This window comes from Pseudomonas sp. FSL R10-1350, assembly GCF_009600525.1.
In the GTDB taxonomy this organism is placed as follows: Bacteria; Pseudomonadota; Gammaproteobacteria; order Pseudomonadales; family Pseudomonadaceae; genus Aquipseudomonas; species Aquipseudomonas helleri.
This window is the reverse complement of record NZ_WIVR01000012.1, coordinates 1-23,690: the sequence shown is the minus strand read 5'-3', so window position 1 is coordinate 23,690 and position 23,690 is coordinate 1. Positions and strand designations below refer to the sequence as shown.

General features: G+C 55.8%; 23 protein-coding genes and 1 pseudogene. 15 read left to right on the top strand and 9 right to left on the bottom strand.

Annotated elements, in window-relative coordinates; all coding sequences use genetic code 11:
* Window positions 1-12: 12 nt before the first annotated feature.
* Window positions 13-927: pseudogene (gene xerC, locus GHO25_RS08285) on the top strand (tyrosine recombinase XerC); the annotation flags it as partial.
* A gap of 25 nt (window positions 928-952) precedes the next feature.
* On the opposite strand, the gene GHO25_RS08280 reads toward xerC, so the two are convergent.
* From GHO25_RS08280 to GHO25_RS08260, 5 genes are all read right to left on the bottom strand, one after another.
* Complete coding sequence (locus GHO25_RS08280; RefSeq protein WP_153390557.1) at window positions 953-1,237, bottom strand: STAS-like domain-containing protein; 285 nt, start codon at window positions 1,235-1,237, stop codon at window positions 953-955.
* Window positions 1,238-1,239: 2 nt separating this feature from the next.
* Window positions 1,240-2,223, bottom strand: a complete 984-nt coding sequence (locus tag GHO25_RS08275) for a hypothetical protein (RefSeq protein ID WP_153390555.1) — start codon at window positions 2,221-2,223, stop codon at window positions 1,240-1,242.
* A gap of 242 nt (window positions 2,224-2,465) precedes the next feature.
* Entirely contained in the window at window positions 2,466-3,776 is a 1,311-nt protein-coding gene (locus tag GHO25_RS08270; protein WP_153390595.1) for an IS4 family transposase, read from the bottom strand.
* A gap of 148 nt (window positions 3,777-3,924) precedes the next feature.
* Entirely contained in the window at window positions 3,925-4,209 is a 285-nt protein-coding gene (locus GHO25_RS08265; RefSeq protein ID WP_178110031.1) for a DNA-binding transcriptional regulator, read from the bottom strand.
* The gene (locus GHO25_RS08260) at window positions 4,199-4,516 is read right to left on the bottom strand and encodes a hypothetical protein (RefSeq protein ID WP_048372842.1); all 318 of its coding nucleotides are present in this window, start codon (window positions 4,514-4,516) and stop codon (window positions 4,199-4,201) included. Before GHO25_RS08260 ends, GHO25_RS08265 begins: the two co-directional genes overlap by 11 nt.
* Before the next feature lie 605 nt (window positions 4,517-5,121).
* Between GHO25_RS08260 and GHO25_RS08255 the strand changes: the two genes are divergently transcribed.
* On the top strand, window positions 5,122-7,047 hold the full coding sequence (locus GHO25_RS08255; protein WP_153390553.1) for a tyrosine-protein phosphatase: 1,926 nt from the start codon (window positions 5,122-5,124) through the stop codon (window positions 7,045-7,047).
* A gap of 36 nt (window positions 7,048-7,083) precedes the next feature.
* On the opposite strand, the gene GHO25_RS08250 is transcribed toward GHO25_RS08255, so the two are convergent.
* Window positions 7,084-8,067: a helix-turn-helix transcriptional regulator gene (locus GHO25_RS08250; RefSeq protein ID WP_372240929.1), complete on the bottom strand. Its 984-nt coding sequence runs from the start codon at window positions 8,065-8,067 to the stop codon at window positions 7,084-7,086.
* A gap of 416 nt (window positions 8,068-8,483) precedes the next feature.
* Between GHO25_RS08250 and GHO25_RS08245 the strand changes: the two genes are divergently transcribed.
* Window positions 8,484-8,771: a hypothetical protein gene (locus GHO25_RS08245; RefSeq protein WP_153390550.1), complete on the top strand. Its 288-nt coding sequence runs from the start codon at window positions 8,484-8,486 to the stop codon at window positions 8,769-8,771.
* 24 nt (window positions 8,772-8,795) lie between these two features.
* Here GHO25_RS08245 and GHO25_RS08240 read toward each other — a convergent pair whose 3' ends face one another.
* Window positions 8,796-10,406, bottom strand: a complete 1,611-nt coding sequence (locus GHO25_RS08240; protein WP_153390549.1) for a hybrid sensor histidine kinase/response regulator — start codon at window positions 10,404-10,406, stop codon at window positions 8,796-8,798.
* Between the two features lie 113 nt (window positions 10,407-10,519).
* Between GHO25_RS08240 and GHO25_RS08235 the strand changes: the two genes are divergently transcribed.
* The 8 genes from GHO25_RS08235 (at window position 10,520) to GHO25_RS08200 (ending at window position 18,239) form a co-directional block, all read left to right on the top strand.
* Window positions 10,520-11,122, top strand: coding sequence for a response regulator transcription factor (locus GHO25_RS08235; RefSeq protein ID WP_153390547.1), 603 nt, complete (start codon window positions 10,520-10,522; stop codon window positions 11,120-11,122).
* A 279-nt stretch (window positions 11,123-11,401) separates the two neighbouring features.
* Window positions 11,402-12,298, top strand: a complete 897-nt coding sequence (locus GHO25_RS08230; protein WP_153390545.1) for an EcsC family protein — start codon at window positions 11,402-11,404, stop codon at window positions 12,296-12,298.
* Between the two features lie 736 nt (window positions 12,299-13,034).
* The gene (gene pstS, locus GHO25_RS08225; RefSeq protein WP_048372862.1) at window positions 13,035-14,066 is read left to right on the top strand and encodes a phosphate ABC transporter substrate-binding protein PstS; all 1,032 of its coding nucleotides are present in this window, start codon (window positions 13,035-13,037) and stop codon (window positions 14,064-14,066) included.
* Window positions 14,067-14,137: 71 nt separating this feature from the next.
* The gene (pstC, locus tag GHO25_RS08220) at window positions 14,138-15,103 is read left to right on the top strand and encodes a phosphate ABC transporter permease subunit PstC (RefSeq protein ID WP_048372864.1); all 966 of its coding nucleotides are present in this window, start codon (window positions 14,138-14,140) and stop codon (window positions 15,101-15,103) included.
* Window positions 15,103-15,996, top strand: a complete 894-nt coding sequence (pstA, locus tag GHO25_RS08215; protein WP_048372866.1) for a phosphate ABC transporter permease PstA — start codon at window positions 15,103-15,105, stop codon at window positions 15,994-15,996. Before pstC ends, pstA begins: the two co-directional genes overlap by 1 nt.
* 75 nt (window positions 15,997-16,071) lie before the next feature.
* On the top strand, window positions 16,072-16,833 hold the full coding sequence (pstB, locus tag GHO25_RS08210) for a phosphate ABC transporter ATP-binding protein PstB (protein WP_218581072.1): 762 nt from the start codon (window positions 16,072-16,074) through the stop codon (window positions 16,831-16,833).
* 72 nt (window positions 16,834-16,905) lie between these two features.
* The gene (locus GHO25_RS08205; protein ID WP_048372868.1) at window positions 16,906-17,604 is read left to right on the top strand and encodes a hypothetical protein; all 699 of its coding nucleotides are present in this window, start codon (window positions 16,906-16,908) and stop codon (window positions 17,602-17,604) included.
* Complete coding sequence (locus tag GHO25_RS08200; protein ID WP_048372871.1) at window positions 17,604-18,239, top strand: hypothetical protein; 636 nt, start codon at window positions 17,604-17,606, stop codon at window positions 18,237-18,239. The genes GHO25_RS08205 and GHO25_RS08200 overlap by 1 nt, the downstream gene beginning before the upstream one ends.
* 145 nt (window positions 18,240-18,384) lie before the next feature.
* Here the strand turns inward: GHO25_RS08200 and GHO25_RS08195 are convergent, their stop codons facing one another.
* On the bottom strand, window positions 18,385-19,260 hold the full coding sequence (locus tag GHO25_RS08195; protein ID WP_153390543.1) for an EamA family transporter: 876 nt from the start codon (window positions 19,258-19,260) through the stop codon (window positions 18,385-18,387).
* Between the two features lie 117 nt (window positions 19,261-19,377).
* On the opposite strand from GHO25_RS08195, the gene GHO25_RS08190 reads away from it, so the two are divergent.
* From GHO25_RS08190 to GHO25_RS08180, 3 genes are all read left to right on the top strand, one after another.
* Entirely contained in the window at window positions 19,378-20,151 is a 774-nt protein-coding gene (locus GHO25_RS08190; protein ID WP_153390541.1) for a helix-turn-helix domain-containing protein, read from the top strand.
* 182 nt (window positions 20,152-20,333) lie between these two features.
* Window positions 20,334-20,717, top strand: a complete 384-nt coding sequence (locus GHO25_RS08185; protein WP_178110030.1) for a helix-turn-helix domain-containing protein — start codon at window positions 20,334-20,336, stop codon at window positions 20,715-20,717.
* On the top strand, window positions 20,701-22,023 hold the full coding sequence (locus GHO25_RS08180) for a type II toxin-antitoxin system HipA family toxin (protein ID WP_153390539.1): 1,323 nt from the start codon (window positions 20,701-20,703) through the stop codon (window positions 22,021-22,023). The genes GHO25_RS08185 and GHO25_RS08180 overlap by 17 nt, the downstream gene beginning before the upstream one ends.
* Before the next feature lie 94 nt (window positions 22,024-22,117).
* Here the strand turns inward: GHO25_RS08180 and GHO25_RS08175 are convergent, their stop codons facing one another.
* Window positions 22,118-22,576, bottom strand: coding sequence for an Rrf2 family transcriptional regulator (locus tag GHO25_RS08175; RefSeq protein WP_153390536.1), 459 nt, complete (start codon window positions 22,574-22,576; stop codon window positions 22,118-22,120).
* A 143-nt stretch (window positions 22,577-22,719) separates the two neighbouring features.
* Between GHO25_RS08175 and GHO25_RS08170 the strand changes: the two genes are divergently transcribed.
* The gene (locus GHO25_RS08170; RefSeq protein ID WP_153390534.1) at window positions 22,720-23,604 is read left to right on the top strand and encodes an NAD(P)/FAD-dependent oxidoreductase; all 885 of its coding nucleotides are present in this window, start codon (window positions 22,720-22,722) and stop codon (window positions 23,602-23,604) included.
* Window positions 23,605-23,690: the final 86 nt, after the last annotated feature.

Below are 23,690 nucleotides of genomic sequence, written 5' to 3'. Positions count from 1 at the left end.
ATGCACCGGGTGTGGCTGGCTGCGAAGGAAAAGCACATCGCCAGCAGCACCTTCGACGGGTACCGGAAGCTGGTCACGCTTCGTCTGATCCCAGCCCTGGGCGACACGATGCTGGTGGTCCTGAAGCGAAAGGCCGTTCGCGAATGGCTCGACACCCTGGAAGTGAGAAATAAGACGCTCAGCAATATACAAAGCTGCCTGCGCTCGGCGCTGAACGATGCCGCCGAGGAAGAGTTGATTGAGTTGAGTCCACTGGCGGGCTGAACCTATTCGAGGGAGGCCGCGCCGCCGAAAGAGGATGATGTAGATCCATTCAGCCCCGAGGAGCAGCAAGCCGCTCTGGGCGCCCTCTCCGGCCAGGCTCGCAATATGATGCAGTTCGCTTTCTGGACCGGCCTGCGTACCAGTGAACTGGTGGCGCTTGACTGGGGCTACATAGACTGGCTTCGGGAGGAAGTAATGGTGAGTAGAGCAATGACCCAGGCGAGCAAGGGGAAGGCTGAGATCACGAAGACCGCCGCCGGGCGCCGAAGCGTGAAGCTGCTCCGGCCTGCGCTGGAGGCATTAAGATCGCAAAAGGCTCACACGTTCTTGGCAGATGCTGAAGTCTTCCAGAACCCAAGGACGCTGGAGCGTTGGGCGGGAGACGGGCCGATCCAGAAAACGATGTGGGTGCCTGCGATGAAGAAAGCTGGTGTCAGATACCGACGGCCATACCAAACCCGCCACACCTACGCGTCAATGATGCTGTCTGCCAGCGAACATCCTATGTGGGTTGCAAAACAAATGAGGCATAGCGACTGGACTATGATTGCACGTGTCTATGGACGATGGATGCCCGCTGCAGATTTGTCCGCTGGTCAGCGCGCCGAGGGGTTATGGAAAAACCAAACAGAAGAGTCAGCGACGAAAAAGGGGGCTACTTAGCCCCCTTTTTCTCGCGCTCATCACGCTATGCAGCTACAACTCTACGTCGCTTCATTGCGATCGCAATAGATCTCAGCACATCGTCTGCAGCGTTAACAATCTTTACGTGCTTAATAACGAAGTCGAATCCTCGCTCAAGCACAAGTACACCGAAAAGCTCATCAGCAAAAGACTCGGAGATAGACTCTACCGACGCGAGATCGATCACAATCTGCTCATGATCGTGTAACTGCCGGTACAAAGCACTCCGCTCCTTCGAGGCGAGGCTTCGGGAAGCTAGGTCACTGTGCCGAAAGGCAAACGTTTCCATCATTACCCCCTCAATAAATTCATGATATCTCGTACATCTTCAGCCTCAACAACCTTAGCGCCCATGAGACTAGATTCTTTAATGGAAAGGGAAACCGCAACTCCCCTCCACGGCCGCGAAAGCCGTCTAAAACTCTGCCCACCTCGGCGCAGCATCATCAAGCAATCACCCGAGGCAATATTCAAAATTCCCTCATAAGACTTGGCGAGTTCAAGAAGCTTAGCCAATCCTAAGCCTTGGTGATGGTTTCCGTTTCCAGATCTCGCGACTGCGATGCCACCAAAAGGGCTTGATCCAAGGTAATCTTCCGGTACTGATTGCGCCCACTCATCTTCGAGCGTAGCAAGCTTTGACGAGTTCCCTTCCTGTATACACCACTCGACTGCTTCCCTATCAGTAGCGATGCCCTTTGCACCCGCGATCCGAGAGCGTTTCAGCTCCTGGAGAAAACCCATGCCACAATCCGCCAAGGAAAACTCGATGGCGTAGCCTGATCCGTTTTTGATCGCATGACGCTGAGCCACAGAGAACCCCGTGTTAAGGCCGTGCGACCATACGTTGTCGTGCATCTCTCCAACGACGTGGGTCAGCTCTTTAAAAGCCGGACTACCCACGTAATCTTCAGGACCAGCACGCGCAAACGACCTTAAACAACTGTTGATCTGGGCGGTCGCTTTGTCAACATCATCTTGCGATGCAAGCGCTGTCAATGGAGCATAGTTCAGTCCCGCATTCTTGCGCTCATATTGATAATCGTCTACCCCCCAGAGAGCCTTAGCCAGACCGACGGCAGAAAAATACCCTTTGTGATTCTCGTTATCAAAAACGACGGATTTCTGGTTAACACGTTTATGGACTAGATACGCTGCGAAAGCGGCGATGAATCCAGGTGAATAATACTTATCTGGAACCCGATGCTCCGCTTCAGCATCTAGGTGACCGTAATACTTTGGAAGCCAATCGAGGGCCTCGACGAGGGTAGCCAAGCTCATTCCTTTGAATTTATTGTCGGTCTATCATATTGCCACTACTGGCCTCTTTTTCCAAAATGATCTGATACGCGGTTTTGGTGGGCTGAATGTTGCGATGACAGCCTTATGCCAGTCATCAAGCTGCAAGGCCCGTATTACTTAGCTTGGATGCGGGTTCAAATCCCCCCGCCTCCACCAAGTCCGAAAAAAAAGAGGCCCTGAGGCCTAATGCCAGTCAGTTAAGCTGACTGGCATCTTTATTTTCGGGTCGGATATTTTGCTGGGCGCTGCTTCACTGCTCGCGGGAACCACCGATCAGGTCGCCGATGGGGCAAAACATACTGCGGCGCTGATGCCTGCAAATCGGCTAGAAACCCTGGCAAGTTGCCGGGATGGTTCAGTGACGTGCCATGCAGCAAGCCCAAAATCGCCCAACTGCAGGCGGTAAAGCTCATTTCACATGGGTACACACCAGGGCACTGCCTGGACATTTGCACCATCTGATAACGCAATAGGTTGTAACCCAGCTGCACGCCCCACAGCTCTTGCGCAATCATCTCCGGTGTCTTGCTTCGCAGCGTGTACTCTCCCCCCAAAAGTCCTTGTTTGATCTCGCGATAGCCCAGTTCGATTTCCCAACGCTGACTGTAAAGATCGACGATCTCATCGCACGGGAAGCGCAGCGGATCGGTCATGGAGGTCAGCACGCTTACAACCTTTCCCTTGATCGTTTTGCTTAATAGTCGCGCTCGAATTTCTAGCGGCAAGCCTGGCCATTGCTTGCGGGCTTGAGGCGATGTCCGCAGCATGACCAAGGCATCATTGCGCCCAAGCTTGTGCTCAATCTCGTACTGAGTGCCTTTTTTCAAAGGGATCAGCCAGTGTCGATGCTCACCTTGTGATTGCCAGTGGTGCAGCAAGCCCAACGAGTAGAACCCTTTGTCGAACAGGGTGAGCGAATGATCGGGAGTCGTGGAGATCAGTTTTTCGGCCAACTTCATTTCGCTACTGTGGTAGCTCTCGAACGTGCTGCTTATCAGCAGGTGGCTGGTCAGCTCCATCTGACAGACCATTCGAACTTGAGGAAAACTGCCATCGCCGTGCTGGTTAGTAGCGCCGCCATAGTGCGCACGGTTTTGCGCGGTATCCGGAGCATTCCAGACGACACCATCCACGCCAAGTAGCGTTAGTCCCAGCCATTGAGGGTGTTTGGCCTCTTCGTGCCACCGCTGCTGGGTAAGCGTGAAGACTTCGCGGACAGCATCGCTCCCGAGCCGTTGCCGCCCTTGAACAACAGCGCTCGGTGCTACCAGAAGCCGCTTGCCCGGCAGCATGATGTCCATGTGATTCACAACATCCCAAGCCGACATCCGGCGAAACAACGCCATGCCGATGATGCACCACACTAGGCTTTCAAGTGGAAGACGGCGCTTGCGAATGGTCGAGACACCCGCGCTTTCGAAGGCTTGCTTAACGATGTCTGGATCAAGCAAGGCTCCTAGCCCCTCAAGGGCATGTGGCCGCGATGCCATTTCATGGGTAAGGGACAGGGCTTTTGACAGGCGCATAAAAAATCCGATGCTCGTTTCCAAGCATCGGATTTTGCGGCCTGTGGGCTAAAGGTCAATGCGTCAGTCTTAACTGACTGGCATTAGCCTTAGGGCGTCTTTTTTTGTGCCTGAATTTCACTGAATTAAAGGCATTCACACCCCAGCATCAGATAGCCTGCAGGTCCCGCAGCGCTTCTGGATGCTGACTTGCCACCCTCAACAGCGTCTGTGCCGCACCCGCTGGTCTGCGGCGGCCTTGCTCCCAATCTTGCAACGTACGCAGGCTGACCCCTAGAAGCTGCGCAAATGCACTTTGAGATAATCCGACTTTAGCTCTCGCCTCAGCGGCGACCGAAAGTGTCACCTCAGTTGCGCGCACCGCCTTGCCAGCTTTCATTTGGCGAACAGAAGCCAACAAGTCTTTCTGGAAATTTTCCATTTCATGATCCATTACTGATCTCCTCTTTCAATTGATTCAGGAAGGCGATCGGCAGGTTGTCAAACTTCGCCTTGGCGTAGGCGATCAGCAACCATATATGGCCTTCAGCAAGCGCGTTGTAATAGATAACCCGCGTACCACCACGCTTACCCATCCCACCACGAGACCAACGCACCTTACGTAACCCACCGCAGCCGGGAATCACTTCGCCTACGAACGGATTCACCGCCAACCACGCGATAAACTCCTGGCGCTCATCATCACGCCATATGGATTCGGCGTAACGCTTGAAAATTTCGGTTTCGACGATCGTATACATGGCGAAAATATACGGCAAAGCCGTATGAACGTACAAGGCACGCTGGTCGGGTGATTTACGTTCAACGCCGTGCCATCCATACCGTCAAACCTGCTCAAAGCATCTTGCAGCTACCTGATGACCAATGAGGGCGGGGTTATAACGCCTTAATCGCACATCTCTGTGTCGAAAGTTTGGGGGCATGATTCAACCGGCTAGTACTTTTCATACAACACCGACACTTAGATAACTCTCTACACGTGGCACCCAGTACTCACGTACATACTGAGCTAACGCAAATCCCCCGGCCCACCAAATAGCTTTCTGCCAAACACCCAAGAAGCCCGCCCCGTGCGTGCTTTCTTGTTTCTGGCTATCCGCCGCCCTCCCTCTACTCACGCCCGCAATTTATTCCCCCTGCACCAAAACATAATTTGAAGCCGTGCGGGATGCGCAGACACAGTCCCGAGAGGCGATATTCCACTTTCAATCAAGCATGAATTGGACAAAAAGCGCAGCCAATGGACCAATCACGCATAAATTCGTCTTAGCCACCAATTTGTCATCTTTGGTATCAGTTCGATACAGATAGTAGGCAGCCTTAACGTTATCGATGAGGCTGAACCATGCTGCAACGTTCTCTGTACTCGCTGTCCATTTTGAGTCTTTCCATCGTCGCGGCTCACGCCGTCGGGGGTGAAGCCCTTAATACTCCGCGCCTGAGCAGCATGGACAACTTCCGCGACGTGGCCGGCACTACCACTGCTCGCTCCACAGCCCACGATGGGACCCTGCGTGCAGGTGTGTTTTATCGCTCGAATGCGCTGACGCCATCGGCTGCGGATCTGGCCACGCTTGATAGCTTGGGCATCAAGGCGGTCTATGACTTACGCACACCCGGCGAAATCTCGACGGCGCCTGACGCGCCGCTCACTGGCGCTACTTATCAAAATATCGACATCCTCGGTGCCGCCACGTCGGGGGCAAATATCACTACCGCTGCAATCCTTAATGCACCGGATTCTGCTGCAGCCATGAAGTTGATGCAGGAAACCAATCGCGCTTTTGTCGGCGATGCCGGAATGCGCGCGCAGTTCGGTACGCTGTTCAATGAACTGGCCAGCGTTGATGCGGCGCAGTTGCTGCATTGCACTGCCGGCAAAGACCGTACAGGGTGGGCAGCAGCCGTTCTGCAAAGCATCGCAGGCGTCGACAGCGCGACGATTATGAGTGATTACCTGGCGACCAATGAATACTCTGCCGAGCGTATAGCTGCGACGTTGAAAGCCATGCCGCCGGGCATGGCAAGCATCTACGCTCCGTTACTCGGTGTAGATGCGAGCTACCTGCAGGCTGGGCTGGACCAGGTCAGCGCCCAATACGGCAGCATGGATAATTACCTCAAGCAAGGGCTGGGATTATCACAAGAAACTATCTACGTGTTGCGGGCCAAAATGGTCGAGTACAACAGTTTGCCTGGGCAAGCAGGGGTGGTGGGTAACTCGGCGGCTGGTGCGAAGCTGCTACAGCAATTGCAAAACACCCGCTTGTCCGGCACCTACACGGCTTACAACTATTACTTGCAGGCTGCCATCGACAACCAAAATCTGGACGGTGTCGAGTCCACCGTTGGGGGCCAGGTCCACGCTGACGCCGCCAGCTATCTGCTGCGCCAGAATGCTTTGATTGATCAATCTGCGGCACCTTACGCAAGCGGTACCGATCTCAAAATGGGTCAATACCGATTGTGGTCCACCACACTGACAGATTACCTCGGCACTGATGGCTCCTCGCACACTCAAAGCAGTAACGAACACAACCAAGGTTTAATGCTGGGAGCGACCCAGCGCTTCTCAGAGCAATTGAGTGGCCGGGCAAGTGTTGGTTATAGCCAAGGTAAAGTCGGTGGCGCGGGTGGCTCGGTCGACACCGATTTGACCTTCTTCAACCTCGGCGCTCGTTACGCGCTGGAGAGGTTAGAACAGGGCCTTTTCGTCGACGCCAATGCCAGCGCAGGCTATTTCGACTACGACAGCAAACGGGAACTAGGCGGTGGTCTCGGTACTGCCCAAGGGGACAGCCATGGCAAGCTCGTCGGGGCGACGCTTTTGTTTGGCTATCGTGCTCCCGTCAGCGGCATGATTTTCGAGCCCGGCCTTGGTGTACGCATCAGCCACCTGGACCAAGCGAGCTTTAAGGAAAAAGGCAGCGAGTTGGCACTTGATGTCGACAGCAACAAGCAAACCCGCCGCAGCGCCTTGGCCAAGCTGGATGTGTCGTTTGCGCCTATTAGCCTGGGCAATTGGCAACTAGTGCCTGGCGTTAGGGTGGGGTATGAGCACACGCTCGGCGATCGTGACGTGCAAAGCAGTGGGCAACTGCTCGGTCTGAATATCGAGCAACGTGCTGCTTTCGACAGCCGTGATCAGTTCACAGGGGGCGTCAATCTCATGGCCAAACTTGGCGCGCTGAGCCTGGGTGCTGACATGAATGCAAGCGCCGGTGGTAGCCACGGCTTTGGGGGTAATCTCAAGGCCAGCTATGCGTTCTGAGTGACAGGGCAGCGGCCTCGACTCGCGATCAAGTCGCTAGCGTCGAGGCCGCTTGCCTGACTTTACATCGGCGGGTCTAAGACCATATGCACTCTGAAAGTACTGGCAAAATCGGCCGACATTGCTGAAACCAAAGCGCAAGGCAACGTGCGCGACTGACGCTCCTGCCCCGTACGCCAGAGCATCGTAGGCATACTGCAACCGCACTTGGCGTTGATAGCTCACAATGGATACGCCCATAAACCGCCGAAATCCTTCCTGTAAAGAGCGGTGACTGACGTTGCTCAGTCGCGCAAGGTCAACGCCACTGAGCAACTGCTCGGGGTGCGCCTGAATGTACTCAACCGCCAACTTCACATGCCGGGGCGCAATCATCGGGGCAGGCAGCCGCAGTGCTTGAGTGAAGTTGTGAGGCCAGGTTTCCAGTACCGCATCGATCAACATTTCTCGCAGCCGAGAAGGCATCAACGTACCGGCGTGAATCAACGCATCGAACTCAACCCCTGTGGCCATGGCGATCAACCCCTTAACGCCCTGGAGCGCTGGATTGTGCAGATCCACTGTTGAGTCAAAAACCAGCCGCTGCAAAACCGGCTTACCTATTAGTGTCGATAAACGCTCAGTAAGCACCCCTCGATTGAGTGAAATCCCGTGGTGAGCATGGTTATCGATAAACCGCATCGAGCGAATGTCAGCCTTATCAATCGCCAAGCCGGTTTGCGGAGCACCACATGATTCGGACGTGTGATTGAAGACAATCCGGCCCTCGGTGGGAATGACGAAGGTGATCTCATCCACGGGGTCAGGCAAAGTTACTGTGAAATTGCCTTGGTAATGCAGGCGGCGGAAACTAACCCCTTCGTGCCTGCCGTAAACTCCACCAATGATGATATTGGGAGTTTGGGACGCAAGATCGGGGTAACCGTTGCCAAACATCTTTGAGAACCGGGCAAAAAAATCGTCCGACTTGAGGTTATCGGCACGCAAAATTATTCGCTGGCGCGTAGAGACTGAAAACACCTTGGCTTAAACCTTGAGTTATTAACGCTAAAGACTGTTTAAAAGCTAACAAGTACTTGTGACAGGTGTATTGCCGCACATTTGATAGCCAAACTTCACCGCAATAAGCTTTTCAAAACTAAATCGTATGTGTGCCTCCTACGAAAAACCTAATTATTGATTTGCACGCCCCCCCATAGCCAACAGCCACTAGCCCATCCGCCCTAATTGCACTCCCCCCACCCACCCCCAATACTTCCAACCTGCACCCCAACTCAATCCCAAAAAAACCACCCACGGCGGGCGCGGCCTTTAAACCTTAGACGGTGAGCCAGTAGCTAAATCAGGGCCTGCCCCTGCGATGTTCAGTGCGCTTCATAAAGCCCCATCACGCCCAAAAATCATCAAAAAACAATCAGCACTCCCCAGAGGTTGCCATGAAGCTTTTTCACTCAATAACGGTTCTTACAGTTTTCAGCACGTTGTCTATCGGCATGTCCGGGTGTCAGGTGGTCAAGCCTGCGGAAGGTGATCTTAAGAGTCGCGCTCAAACCAGTATTGGTAAGCCGGTTACGGATATTTCGAACATCCGCAACGATTTCAATACGACGTACTTCAGCGTTAAAACCGCCGGCGGGGAATATACGTGTGAGTTGCCCAGCGGCCCGATGGTGGCTCTCGCGTCCATGGGCATGGGGGCAGGCGCGCAGTGCACTAAGCAATAAGCTCGCACTCGCGCTAACCGCTGGTTAATCCGTTTGTTTGCGCGCTAGTTCTCGCAATGTTGTGCGTAATTCTGTCGGGCGCACGGGTTTGGAGAGGATGGCGATATCGTTTTCTCGAAGCTGTGTCTGGATTTTATCGGTGTCGTGCCCGCTGAGTATCAACGCGGGCACCGCCCAGCCGCGTTGTTGGCGCAGGCTGTTGATGCACTCGATGCCGGTTGCGTGGTTGCCCAGGTCATAGTCGGCGATGATGACGTCGCAGTCGCTGCTCAGGTTTTGCCCGGTCAATTCGGCCTGCACTGTACACCCCCAGCGCTCCAGCAGTGCGCGGGTGGCCATTAATACGTTGTGATCATCTTCGACCAGGCAGACTTTCAAGCCTGTGAGCAGCCAGGTTTTGTGCTCGCCTTCTTGAGGGGCAAGGGTGGGCGGCGGCACTGTCGGCGCTAAACCATACAAGCAGACTGACGTGCCGTGGCCGACCCGCGAGCGGATAGCAACTTCAAGGTTCATCAAGAGGCCCAGCCGCTTGACGATGGAAAGGCCCAGGCCAACGCCTTCAACGTCTTTGTCGCGCTGATGGCGCACGCGGTAAAACTCGTCGAAGACTTTTAGCAGGTGCTCTTTATGGATGCCCCGCCCTTGGTCATGAACCTCGATCGCAAGCCCTTGACCGCGTTTGCGCACGCCGATCAGTACCGGGCGCTGAGCACCGTACTTGAAGCAATTGGACAGTATGTTTTGCACCATGGTTGTGAGCAGCACAGGGTCGGCCCGAACCCAATGCGGGCAAGGCCGCAGGCGCAATTCAACACCGGCCCAACGCGCAGCTTCGGCATTTTGTCGTACCACGTCGGCCAAAAAATCCCCCAGGTGCAGGGGCTGAAAGGTGGGCAGTACGCGGCCGTTGTCCAGGGTGTAGAGGTCGAGTATCGAGCGAAAGAGTTGCGAGACGTTGAGGAGCGAGCGGTCGATGCTGTCCACCAGGCGTTGCTCGTCATCCCCCAAGCGGGCTTCGCGCAAGCACGCGGTAAAAAGGCCGATGGAATGGATGGGCTGGCGCAGGTCATGGCTGGCCTGGGCCAGAAAGCGGGATTTTTCCAGGTTGGCGGCTACAGCTTCTTCAGACGCTTTGCGCGTGCGCTCCAGCAAGAGGTGGGCATACACCGGAATCACCGTGCTGGTGATCATCAGCATCAGCACCATAAACGGTTGCGTCTGCCACCAGGGTGTCAGCCAGTAGACGATCATTAACGCCAGCAGCGCCAGCGCCGTGGCAATGGCCAAGTAGCGCGAACCATAGCGCATGCCGTTGCCCAGGTTGATCCAGACCATCACCGCGTAGAGAGGCAGCGCGGCTTCTGCGCCGACGATCAACCCGAACGAGGTCCCGGTGTAGTCGTGAACCATCCCCAAAATCCGGCGCACAGGGTAATGCCCGGGCCAATGAGAAATGGCGTAACGAAAGCCAATGGACGCCAGCAGGAACAGCACGTAATAAAGGATGACAGGGAGATAACGCTCTACTTGGTGCCCTGGCAGAAAGCCCAGCACGCTGATATAGCCAATGGCGCAGAGGGTCACAATGATGCGCAAGTTGGCCTGGTCGAGTTCGGTGTTCTTCTGAAACGTCATACAGAGCATCCTGAACTGAGCATCTGGCAGGCCGTGATGGGCCCTGCGGGTTATCAACAGGCTCGATGCTAAAGCCATCCTTATAAAAAGCCTGACTCAAGGTAAAACACGATATGTCATGCAGAATCATTATTGCCGACGACCACCCGATGTTTCGCGAGGGGATGCTGCGCACCGTGCAACGCCTGTTACCTGAGGCGACGGTCGAGCAGGCGGGCGACTTTCAGACGGTCAAGGCGTTGATACAAACGGGCGAAGAAGTCGATACGCTTATTCTCGACCTGCGCTTTCCCGGTCTGACCTGCATGAGCCTTTTGCATGAGCTGAGACAAACGTTGCGGCGCACCACGCTGATCGTCGTGTCAATGGTCGATGACCCGGCGCTGATCGAGCAGGTGATGGCTTTGGGCATCGACGGTTTTATTGGCAAAAATATCGCCCCGGACGACATCGGGCAGGCGCTGCTGGAAATTCGAGAAGGCAATGTACTGGTTAAATGTGCGCCCTCGGGCTTGCTGCCACTGCACACCCATGTGCTCACCACTCGCCAGCAGGAAGTGCTGCGCCTGATTGCGGACGGCAAGACCAACAAAGAAATTGCCAAAGAACTCTCTATTTCGCCCTTTACCGTGCGTATTCATGTGTCGGCACTCTTGCGCGCCTTGAATGTGCCCTCTCGGGCAGCAGCGGCGGTGAAGTATTCAGGTATCCATTGAGGCCTGACTGTATCAGTGCGCAAGTACGGCGTAAGTAACACAGATGAGCTAATAGCGTGTTCCTAATCCAGCAACGTACGCATGCTGCCCCCGAGAAGCTCCACAAAAACACTTTGAGATAAACCAACTTTAGCCTTTACATCAACGGGGAGGGGAATGTGCACATGCCGACAGCTAATAGGTGCGAGAGCCCCAAATAGGGACGAGTGAAAATGAATTTCTCACGGCATAATGGCATTTGGCAATCACTGACGATTGATTCACTACCAAGGATCCAGCATGCAGAAAATGAGCAAGTACGAGCAACACGCACTCAAGGAAATTCACAACTGGAAAGAGCCTGACATTGGCTGGTTCGGTCAAGCTATGAAAGTGATAAACCAGCCGTTGGACAAAGCTGGTGATCTACTGTTCAAGACACCAGGTGTCGGCCCCGCGATCCAAGGCGCTATCGAAGGTTTGACCAGCGTATGTCACGACGCAGCCCAGTGGAGCGTTCGGCCGGAAGCTATTTTTGAAGAGTTTCGTGGCGACGGGCATAGCACGATTAATACCCATAAAGACATCCACGACTTAGATCTGGAGCAGATCGACAAGGTTGTTGGTTTTCTGGGCGCAAAATACAAGGGCATCGCTCTGGTGGAAGGTGCAGGAGCAGGTGCGGTAGGCATTGCAGGTCTTGCCGTCGATATTCCAACGTTGATTACACTTAACCTTCGGGCAATCGGCGAATACGCAGCCTATTACGGTTTTGATACCTCACGTCAGGAAGAGCGGCTGTTCGCCTTTAACGTCCTTGGACTGGCGTCCTCTCCAACCGACAGTTCCAAAGCACTCGCCATGGCTCAACTGATCAAGATTTCTCAGGATGTCGCGAAAAAGGCAACATGGCAGGAGCTGGAAAAAAGTGTTTTTGTGAAGATCATCCAAGAAATAGCCAAGTCTCTGGGCATACGTCTCACAAAAGCAAAACTGGCACAAACAATCCCGGCCGTGGGTGCAATTGTGGGTGGCGGTTTCAACGCCTACTTCACCATGAAAGTCTGCGACGCTGCTTTCTATCTTTACCGGGAGCGCTTCTTAGCACACAAGTATGGCCCTGGAGTCATTGAGGTGACGGTAAAACCAGCTAAAGATTATGACCCACACTACACCGAAGCCTTAGAAACAGTTTAAGACCCTCAGCAAAGCTGAGGTTGCGAAGTAAAACCTAGCCTCAAAATCTTCGGCGATATTATCTCGATGATCAGGCTAATGCTTTGTCGGCAACGGCTCAGGACGGCTTTACCTAGCAATCCGCTAAATGGGCAACGAGGTACAAACCTGGGAATCACTAAATTCCCAGGTCTTCTTGTGTATGCCCAAGTCCGTCATCCCTTCATCAGCTCGAGAATGACTCTCAGACCTCCTACCCCCAATTGCAGTAGCAAGCCCCAAACAAACAGTTAATAAATGTCGGCACTCGCACCTTTCATCAATCCCCTGTCCCTATGTCTAGCTAGCAAATCTCCCCATGATCAAACCGCCATCCCCCCCAATAAAATCGTTTAAGCAAACGAATCTGCTCGATCCCTCTAGAAAATCACACAATCACAGATGATGGCGCCCCCCCCATATCCTCCATCAAAACCGCCAACCTAAAATGTTAAATAATGTCCGACACTGCCTTTTACCACCTCTACCCACCCGTCTACGCTCCAACCTCAAAGCGCCCTGGCGTCGATCAAAGCAGCAGTTTCCAACATTAGGATTAAGCATGGGAGTGAAGTAACTCGCCCGTTTCAGTGTGCGAAGGACCCAGATCGAGGGACACCCAGGGTGCTGATGACCCTGTAAGAACAATCGGCATTCATAAAAGTGTCACACGATTGTTGCAAAGTTCTCGGGCCCGATCTCACACGGAATTTCTTTGATGAAAAGCTTAATGAAGTCTGCTGCACTGGCTGTTGCTGTTTCTCTCTGCGCTACGTCGGCGGCATTTGCTGCTGAGAGCGTACGTCTGACAGGTTCCGGTGCCAGTTTCCCGGCTCCGATTTACCTGACCTGGTTTAAAGATTTCAGTAAGAAAACCCCTGGTGTCACCGTGGACTATCAGTCCAAGGGCAGCGGTGCGGGCGTTCAGGACTTTTTGAACAAGACCGTTGATTTCGCTGCAAGCGACTCGGCAATGAGCAAAGAAGACATCGCCAAAGTGGCCGAAGGCGTGCAATTGCTGCCGATGACCGCCGGTGAAATCGTCTTGGCGTTCAACCTGCCAGGCAACCCGAAAGAGCTGAAATTGCCACGTGATGTGTACTCCAACATCTTCCTGGGCAAGATCACCAAGTGGAACGACCCACTGATCGCTGCCGCCAACCCTGGCCTGAAGCTGCCGGATCTGCCGATCACTGTGGTGGTGCGTGCTGACTCCAGCGGTACCACCGCGGTCTTCACCAAGCACTTGGCTGCTATCAACCCTGAGTTCAAAAAAGACCTGGGTGAAGGCAACACTGTTAACTGGCCTGCCAGCGACAAGTTCATCAAATCGCCTAAAAACGATGGTGTGACTGCCACCGTTCGTCAGACTCCAGGCGCCATCGGTTACATCGAATACGGCTTCGCCAAGTTGGCCAAAGTAGACTTCGCTCAACTGCAAAACAAGGCCGGCGAGTATGTTGTGCCTAACGCTGAAAGCGGCGCCGAAGCCTTGGCTGCGGTGAAGATGCCAGAAGACCTGGTGGCCTGGCTGCCAGATCCGGACGGTGCCAAGTCTTACCCGATCACCACGTACACCTGGATGATCTTCCGCAAGCACAACGAAAACCCGGCCAAGGCCAAAGCCATGCGTGAAATGGTTGAGTACGGCCTGACTGAAGGTCAGAAAATCTCTGACTCGATGGGCTACATCCCGCTGCCACCGTCGGTTGTTGATCAAGTTCGCAAAGCGTCTGCCAACATCCAGTAACACGCGTGAGGTCTCTCCCGGCAGGCGCTTGCCATGCCGGGAGAGTGTCCCCCCAGCTCCGGAATTAGCCAATGAATACACCATTTGTCGTACCGGTTAATCCGGATTCTGCTTGCCAACCACCGTCCACGAAGGACTTTCTGGTTGATCGCACCTTCCGTGCACTCGCTCGCATAGGGGTCGTTTTGATTCTGGCGTTGGTCTTCGCCTTGGTATTCGAGGTAGGACGCAAGGCCCTTCCCGGCATGGAAAAGCACGGCTTTGACGTGATTTTCGGCAGTGTCTGGGACGTTAACCAAGGCAAATACGGCATTCTGCCGGCTATTTGGGGCACGCTTTACAGTGCCTTTATCGCGTTGCTGATCGCAGGCGTGTTCGGCGTCAGCATGGCGATTTTCCTGACCCAGGATTTTTTGCCAGCCAAACTGGCTGCTGTGTTTCGCACCATCGTAGAACTGCTCGCCGCCATCCCGAGTGTGGTGTATGGCCTGTGGGGCATCTACGTGGTGATACCGGCCATTCGCCCGCTGACCGCGTGGCTGAACACTGAGCTGGGCTGGATTCCTTTCTTCGGCACCTCTTTAAGCGGGCCGGGACTTCTCCCCGCGGCACTGGTACTGGCAATCATGATTTTGCCGACCATTGCTGCTGTTTCGCAGGACGCCCTCACCGCCGTCCCGATGAAAACCAAGCAAGCCGCCTACGGCATGGGCACCACCCACTGGGAAGCGATTCTCAAGGTGATGGTGCCATCGGCCGCCACCGGTATTTTCGGCTCCCTGGTACTCGGCCTCGGCCGTGCGCTGGGTGAAACCATGGCCCTGGCGATGCTGGTAGGCAATGCAAACAATATTTCACTGTCCCTGTTTGCGCCGGCCAATACACTGGCCGCCTTGCTGGCACTGAACTTCCCTGAAGCCGGGCCTAACGAGATCGAAGTGCTGATGTACGCAGCCCTGGTGCTGATGTTCATCACGCTGCTGGTTAACGTGTTCGGCTCCATGATCATGCTCTACGCCCAGCGGGGTCATAAGTAATGACAAACCTCACGTCCCCTACCAAGGCGCTGCCAAGCCTGCAACGTCGGCTCGAAGGCCGCTCGTTGCGCAGCCTGATTTTGACCACGCTGGTGTGGTTTGGCGCGCTGCTGGCCAGTGTGCCGCTGATTTCCGTGCTTTATATGTTGATCACCCGCGGCGGTGCCCGCCTGAGTCTTGAAGTGTTCACCGAGCTGCCACCCACCGGTTTTGAGACCGGCGGCGGTTTCGGTAACGCCCTGGCCGGTACGTTTGTGATGGTCGGTATCGCCGCTGCCATCGCGGTGCCGGTCGGCATCCTGGCTGCCGTGTTCCTCGCTGAGCTGGGCCCGGACAGCAAGCTGGCCAACGCCTCGCGCTTTGCCGCCAAAATGCTCACCGGCCTGCCGTCGATTCTGGCCGGTGTATTTGCCTACGCGCTGGTGGTGATGACCACCGGGACCTACTCGGCGCCAGCCGGTGGCGTGGCACTGGCCGTGTTGATGCTGCCAATCGTGGTGCTGACGGCTGAAGAGTCGATGAAGATGGTGCCCAAGATCATGAAAGACGCCGCTTACGGCATGGGCTGCACCCGCTCACAAGTCATCTGGAAAATCGTCTTGCCCACCGGCCTGCCGGCCATTTTGACCGGTGTGATGCTCGCCGTCGCACGCGCCGCCGGTGAAACCGCGCCGCTGCTGTTTACCGCACTGTTCAGCAACTACTGGATCTACCACGACGGCAGCCTGGCGGTGATGAATCCAACGGCCTCGCTTGCCGTACTGATTTACAACTTCTCTGGCATGCCCTTTGACAACCAGCTCGAACTTGCCTGGGCAGCTTCGCTGGTGCTGGTGATGATCGTACTGCTCGTGAATATCGTCAGCCGTATTTTCGGCAAGCCCAAGTATTGAGATAGGGAGCACCTGATTTTGAACGTATCAACTGCGCAAATAGCCGCTCCGTTTATCACCCAGGCCCCGGTGGTCATGGACTGCAAGCTGGACAAGATTTTCTACGGCAACTTCCTGGCCGTCCGTGACAGCCATGTGCCGATTGAAAAGAACAAGATTACCGGCTTCATCGGCCCGTCTGGCTGCGGTAAAAGTACCGTGCTGCGTAGCCTCAATCGCATGAACGACCTGGTTAAAGGCTTCCGCTTTGAAGGCCATGTGCACTTCCTCGGGCAGGACGTCTACGGCAAGGGCGTAGACCCTGTCGTGGTACGCCGCTACATCGGCATGGTGTTCCAGCAGCCGAACCCGTTCTCGATGAGCATCTTCGACAACGTCGCCTTCGGCCTGCGCCTCAACCGCTATAAGGGCGACATTGGCGACCGCGTCAAACACGCCCTGCAAGGCGCCGCGTTGTGGGATGAGGTCAAGGACAAGCTCAAGGTCAGCGGCCTGTCGCTGTCCGGTGGTCAACAACAGCGTCTGTGCATCGCCCGCGCCATCGCCACCGAGCCAGAAGTGCTGCTGCTGGATGAACCTTGCTCGGCACTCGACCCGATCGCGACCCGTCGTGTGGAAGAGCTGATGGTCGAGCTGAAAAAGGACTACACCATCGCCCTGGTGACCCATAACATGCAGCAAGCCATTCGTGTGGCGGATACCACGGCGTTTTTCTCGGTGGATATCTCCCAGGGCACCCGTACCGGTTATCTGGTTGAGATGGGGCCTACCACCCAGATCTTCGATAGCCCACGCGAACAAATGACCAGTGACTACATCACCGGCAAGTTCAGCTGATTAACAGGCGCCCGCACTTCAGCGGGCATCGGTTTGTTTCAACGTGTTTTTTACTGTTTTTCAGGGATACCAATGCCTGCATCGCGTCGTCTTGATCTGCCAGCCATTGAACACTCACTGCGTGAGGTTCAAAGCGGCTTTGCCGAGCTCAGCCGGCACTTTACCGAGCAGCGCGATCCGCTGACCGACGAAGTGCTCAACAATGTGCTTGAAGGCTATGCGCTGATTGATGACTATGTCGCTCGGGGTGTCGACCTGTTTGACCTTCAGCAACTCAACCTGATGCTGGAGATCAATGCGACCGTGCTGTGTGGCAGCGACCCGCAGCGTCGCCTGGAATACGCTCAGCACCTGTTGGCGACCGAGGAGCATTTCTTCAACAACGTTGAGGGAGGCATAAAGGACTTGTTCAACTGGTACGGCGCGCATCGCAACGAGTCCGTGTGGAAGCGTGCGGCCGGGGTCTATGTACGCATCCTCAGCGAGCCGCAATTGTTTATCGAAGGCAATCACCGCAGCGGTTCACTGATCGTCAGCTATTTGCTCATGCGTGAAGGCTTGCCGCCGTTTGTACTGACGCTGGAAAACGCCGAAGGCTACTTCAACCCGTCATCGGTCATACGCAATTCGGCCAAACATGGCGTCAGAGCGTTGTATGAATTGCCCAAGATCAAGAAGAAGTACGCAGCTTTCCTGGAAGATCAATCACCGGCTCCCAGAAAGTTTTTTCTTAAAGACAAACCCTTGACCGTCATTCAAGGAAGGCACTGATGAACAAGGAATCAACCCTCGCTAACGGCCCTACGGTGGTCGGTCGATTAAAGCAGGCCGTCCAGGCCAGCCTCCCGACATCGCTGCAAAAACGCCAGCGCGTGCGTATTTCGTTTGATATCGATGACACCCTCGCCTGCCAGCTTCACCACTGCGACGTCGAGCAAAGCCGCCTGCCCGATTGCGTCCATCGCTGGTTGGGTGAACCGCTGCGTTTCGGCACCCGCGCCCTCATCCGAGAACTGCGTCGCCAGGGCTGCAGCATTTGGGTCTACACCTCGTCCGGCCGCACCCCGGCCTACATCAAGCGCTGGCTCATGCTGTACGGCATCCGCGTTGACGGCGTGGTCAACAGTGATCGCCACAGCCTTGCGCTGGCCGCTCGCGGGCTTTCAAACGCCCCGTCGAAATTGCCATCGGCCTTTGATATCGACCTGCATGTGGATGACTCCGAAGGCGTGAGGCTTGAAGGTCAGGACCACGGTTTCCGCGTTGTCGTGGTTCACCCTGAAGACGAAAACTGGGCCCGGCAAGTGCTGGACGCCGTCGCCGTGGTCCAGGCGCAACTGGACTGGCAGCACTCGTTCAAACGCCCAGCCCCGGCAACACAAACCGCCAGGGCGTTTTCTTCCTGATCCCTGTAGCCCGCCACTCAGGGTCGCTTCGCAACCCATCGCAGCCTCATGCTTCGGCAGCGACTATAGGGTTCATGCAGCTTTTGTAGGAGCTGACGAGGCACGAAGGCTGCGATGCGGGCCGCAGGACCGCCATTCAAAGTGGCTACGTCCGGCCAACAAGCCGTCGCGGCCACCTCACCATCCCCACCACCAGCGCCAGCAACATCACCCCCAGCGACACCGCTTCGCTCGCCCCCACCCGATGGCCCAGCATCAGCATCGAGCCCACAACCCCGAACACCGGGATCAGCAACGACAACGGTGCAACCCGGGACACCGGGTATTCCCTGAGCAATACATTCCAGCCCCAATAGCAAAAATGCGTCGCGACATAGACCTGAAACAACAGCGACAACACGGCCACCCACTCAACGTGCGAAACAACGCTGACAAACGGCGCGCTGCCGTGCGCCAGCCACGTGAGCGCAAGCAACGGCAGCGGCGGGAACAGACTGGCCCAGACCACAAAGGCAAAGATTTCCCGCACTCTCGACTGCTTGATGATGATATTGCCCACACTCCAGCTAAAGGCACTCACCACCAGCAACCCATAGCCCACCAGCAACCCATGGCCGGGGCTGCTGAGGATGATACTGATCAGCCCCAACACCCCGAACCCTACCCCGAGCTTCTGCCCAACACTCAACCGCTCACCAAACAGCAACACGCCCCAGCCCAACGTGAAAAACGCACTGAACTGAATCAACAGAGCAGCGGTGCCCGGCGGCACGCCCATCTCAATGCCCAGGTTAATCAGCGCCCACATCGCCACGCCGAAAATCAATCCATACGCCGCCAGCCATTTAAGGGCGATGGGCGGTCGATTGATAAAAAACACCCACGGTAGCGCCGCCAGCGTAAAGCGCAGCGCGGTGAGCAACAGCGGATCAATGGCCGCAAGCCCCAGTTTAGTGATGGGAAAGTTAAGCCCCCACATCGCCGTCACGGCGATGGCCAAGGCCAGGTGTTTGTTTTGCATCGTAATGGCGTCCAGTCGTCAACGCGGATGCCTGTCTGCATTCGCTGGACGTCACTATGCGCAATACGCGACATGGCCCGCTTGCACTGCAAGGTCAATATTCATTAAATTCGGGCCATGCGCGAAATAGACATAGATCCTTACGAAAACACGCCCCGTGATGCCGTCGTCACAGCCAACAACTACCCCGACGGGCAGCACTTTGCGCTGCACACCCATCAACGCGGGCAATTTGCCTATGCCGCTTGCGGCGTGATTACAGTGTTCAGCGGCCAGGGCAACTGGGTGGTGCCGCCGCAACGGGCGATCTGGGTGCCGGCGGGAGTGGCTCACGAAATGACCATGGCCGGGCCGGTGACCATGCTCAACACGTACATTGCCAACCCGGCCGCCGGGCAACTCGCCCTGCCCGGCCACTGCCAGGTCTTCGGCGTTTCGCCCCTGCTGCGTCAGTTATTGCTGCAAGCCCAGGACATCCCTGCACTGTACGACGAGACCCAGCGTGAGGGCCTGCTGATGCGCTTGTTGCTGCACGAAATCGCCGCCATGCCGCCCTTGTCCCTCAACGCGCCCCTGCCCAACGAACCCCGGCTTGCACGTGCCTGCCGCCACTTGCTGGCGCAGCCGTCACTGGACATCGGGATCAACGACATGAGCCGACAAGTGGGCATGAGCCGCCGCACCTTCACCCGGCTGTTTCGCCAACAGACCGGCATCAGTTTTGTCGAATGGCGCCAACAAGCCTGCTTATTGGCCGCAGTGGTGCGCCTGGGCAACGGCGAACCGGTCACACGGGTCGCCACCGACTTGGGCTACAGCAGCCCCAGCGCGTTTACCAGCGTGTTTCGCAAAGTCTTGGGTGAGGTTCCGAGCCGGTATTTTGCGCAATAGCACGAGTAGGACAATACAAATAATTTTTTGTATAAATCCAAAAAATGACCAACAACATGAATTTTTATTTGTATTAAATAGAAGGTCTCTTTTTCTATGACCTACAATACAAACAAATATTTGGCTTAAAGCTCAAAACAGCCATTACACAAAGGATTATTTACCTTATGCGTATTCAACGCATGTCTGACGAAGCCATTGCCATTCAGTTGGGTAAAGCCATCCGTGAGCGTCGATTGCGCAAAAACACAACCCAGGAGCAACTGGCTGAAGCCATCGGTGTCAGTACGCCGACCCTGCAAAAACTTGAAAAAGGCAAAGGCACCCTTGCCGTCCTGATTGCGGCGTTAAGAGAACTCAATGCTCTGGAACTGCTTACAGCGCTGACTAGTCCTGCGCCAGCCAGCCCTTTGGCAGCGTCTAAAACCCCTTCTTTGCGCCTCAGGGCTAAAGGCCGCCCAAAAAATGCATCAAAGGATGTAAGCCAGAAGTATCCGGGCAGCACTACAGGCAAACTGCTCTTCCCTAAAATAACAACGAGAAAAGACCATGGCGAAAGTCGCTGAGGTATGGATCTGGGACAGGAAAGTAGGCGCCGTTCTCTGGGACGAAACACGTCCGGTTCCGACCGGCACGTTTGAATTTGAGCCAGAGTTTTGCTTGATCGGCCTGCAACTCGCCCCGCTTACGATGCGAGCCGAACCTGAAGTGATCTACGAATTTGCATCGCTTCCAGACAAAGCGTTCAAACGCCTGCCGCCATGCTTGTCTGATTCATTACCGGACGACTTCGGTAATGCAGTGATCGATAGCTGGCTGGCCACCCAAAACCGGGACCCCAAGACTTTCACTCCGGTCGAGCGCTTGCTCTACATCGGTAGCCGCGGCATGGGAGCCCTTGAATACAAGCCTGCTGCATTGAAGCCGGCAGACACCATTGAGCGCCTGCAGATAGATACACTGGTCGACCTTGCCGGCAAGATTCTGGCAGACCGCCATGACCCACTCGACGGCCTGCGGCTCGCCCCCCAAACAGACCGCGAAGACGAGGCGTTGAAAAGTCTGTTTAAAATTGGCTCATCTGCTGGCGGCGCACGGGCCAAGGCCATTATTGCCCTCAATGAAAAAAGCGGTGAGATTTGCTCCGGTCAAATTCTGGCGCCAGAAGGCTACAGCTATTGGTTGCTCAAGTTTGATGTCGACCAAAAAGAAAACGCACTGGGTGACCCGCAAGGGTTCGGTAAAGTCGAGTATGCCTACCATCTGATGGCCAAGGCCGCAGGGATCGAGATGACCGAGTGCAGGTTGCTACAAGAGGGGGCGCGGTCTCACTTCATGACCAAGCGCTTCGATCGAATGGAAGACGGCGACAAGCTGCACGTCCAGACCCTGTGCGCGATGGATCAGGCTGACTACAACGCCCCTGGTAGTTACAGCTATGAATCGGCGCTGATGGTATGTCGTGATCTGGAGCTGAGTCGTCTTGAGCAAATTGAGCTCTACCGGCGCATGGTTTTCAATGTCTTGGCGCGCAACCAGGATGACCATACGCGCAACATTGCATTCATGGTCTGGCGCGACGGTATCTGGAAACTGACGCCAGCCTACGACGTCTGCTGGTCCTACAATCCCAACGGAGACTGGACTGCCAAACACCAAATGACACTCAACGGAAAGCGGGATGACTTTGTGCTCGACGACCTGCTCAGGGTCGCGACTCATATCGCCAACTTTAATCCGCGAACAGTCATCAAAAAGGTTGCTTCAGCCGTCAGTCGCTGGAAAACCTTTGCGACTAAGGCGCAGGTTCCAGACGCGCTTATCGACCAAATTGCAGCGTCTCACCGGCTTTACCTGGCAAAAGACCTGTAACCCGTCCTCTGAGTGCCGCCACTCAACACTCCCAATACAGGGGCTGTAAGGCGACGATCTTAACGTCGTTTAACGGCCCTAAAAGTCCCCCACATCACTGCGCCGTGCTTCCCCCCTCACACAGCCCCAACCCCTGAAAACGCGCCTCAAAATCCTCCGCCAACTGCTCCAGCGTCACACTGCCAAGGCGTTCGATCAGCAGTGCTTGAGCGGCATCGAAAGCATCGGTAAGGGCGGCATTCACGGCTTGTTCAACCAGGCATTCCGGGTGGTCGGTGGATAGGCCAATGGCGAATAGCGAGGCCGAGCCGAGGGCTTCGTGGATGTCCAGCAAGGTCATGTCCGCCAGCGGTTTGACCAGAGTCCAGCCGCCGCGATGGCCCTTTTCTGAGCGTACGTAACCTTGCTCCTTGAGTAGGGCCATGGTGCGCCGAATGACCACGGGGTTGGTGCCCAGCATCTGCGCAAGGGTGTCGGAGGTCGCCGGGTGTTCGTGGCGCGCCATGTGGATCAGGACGTGCAGCATGCGGGACAGGCGGGTGTCGTTTCTCATGGGCGTTCGTTTCAAGCGTGAAGGTGCGCAGAGTATCGCTCGCCACACTAAAAGTTACGAGAGTGTTGACACGCCCACTTCACGTAACTTACGTTGTGTCGAGAAATCTTCGAGGGGTCGAAGAGATAACGGGAGGCGTGATAATGGTTTACGACGTAGTGATTGTGGGTGGGAGCTATGCCGGGCTGTCCGCGGGCTTACAACTGGCGCGGGGACGACGCAAGGTGTTGGTGATTGATGCGGGGCTTCGGCGCAATCGATTTGCCCAGCACTCGCACGGGTTTCTCGGGCAGGACGGTCGCGCCCCTGGCGAGATAGCCGCTCAGGCGCGAGCGCAATTGCTGGCGTACCCGAACGTTGAGTGGGTCGATCAATCGGCGGTCAAGGCCGGACAATGCGCTGAAGGGTTTGCCGTGGTGACGGCAGACGAACAACGCTTTGCGGCGCGGCGTTTGATCATTGCCACCGGCATGGTCGATGTCCTGCCAGAAATCCCGGGGCTGGCAGAGCGCTGGGGCAAATATGTATTTCACTGCCCGTACTGCCACGGCTATGAACTGGACCGCGGGCCGATCGGGGTGCTGGCAGCCACGCCAGTGGCGTTGCATCAGGCGCTGATGCTGCCGGATTGGGGCCCGACTACCTTGTTTCTGAATGGTGTGTTTGAGCCCGACGCCGAACAACTGGCCAGCCTCGAAAAACGTGGGGTTACGCTGGAACGCGAGCGGGTTGTGTCCATCAGCGGCCACGCGGATGTAACGCTGGCCAGCGGTCGTGTGGTTGAGTTGGCAGGCGTGTTTACCCAGCCGCACATACACATGGCCAGCCCGTTGCCCGTGCAACTGGGCTGCGAGTTCGAGGCCGGGCCGATGGGGGATTTCATCAAGGTCAATGCCACCCGCGAAACCAGCGTGCCAGGTGTATTTGCCTGTGGCGATGCAGCCGTGGCCGCTGGCAACGTGGCCATTGCCGTGGGTGATGGCGCGCGAACCGGCGCGGCGGCGCATCAATCACTGATGTTCCGCTAACCCCAACACCCCTGTAGGAGGGGCCGCCCCGTCTTCGACGCCGCGCTGTCGCGCAGCAAACTGGGTCTAGAGTTGAAGAGCGCGCG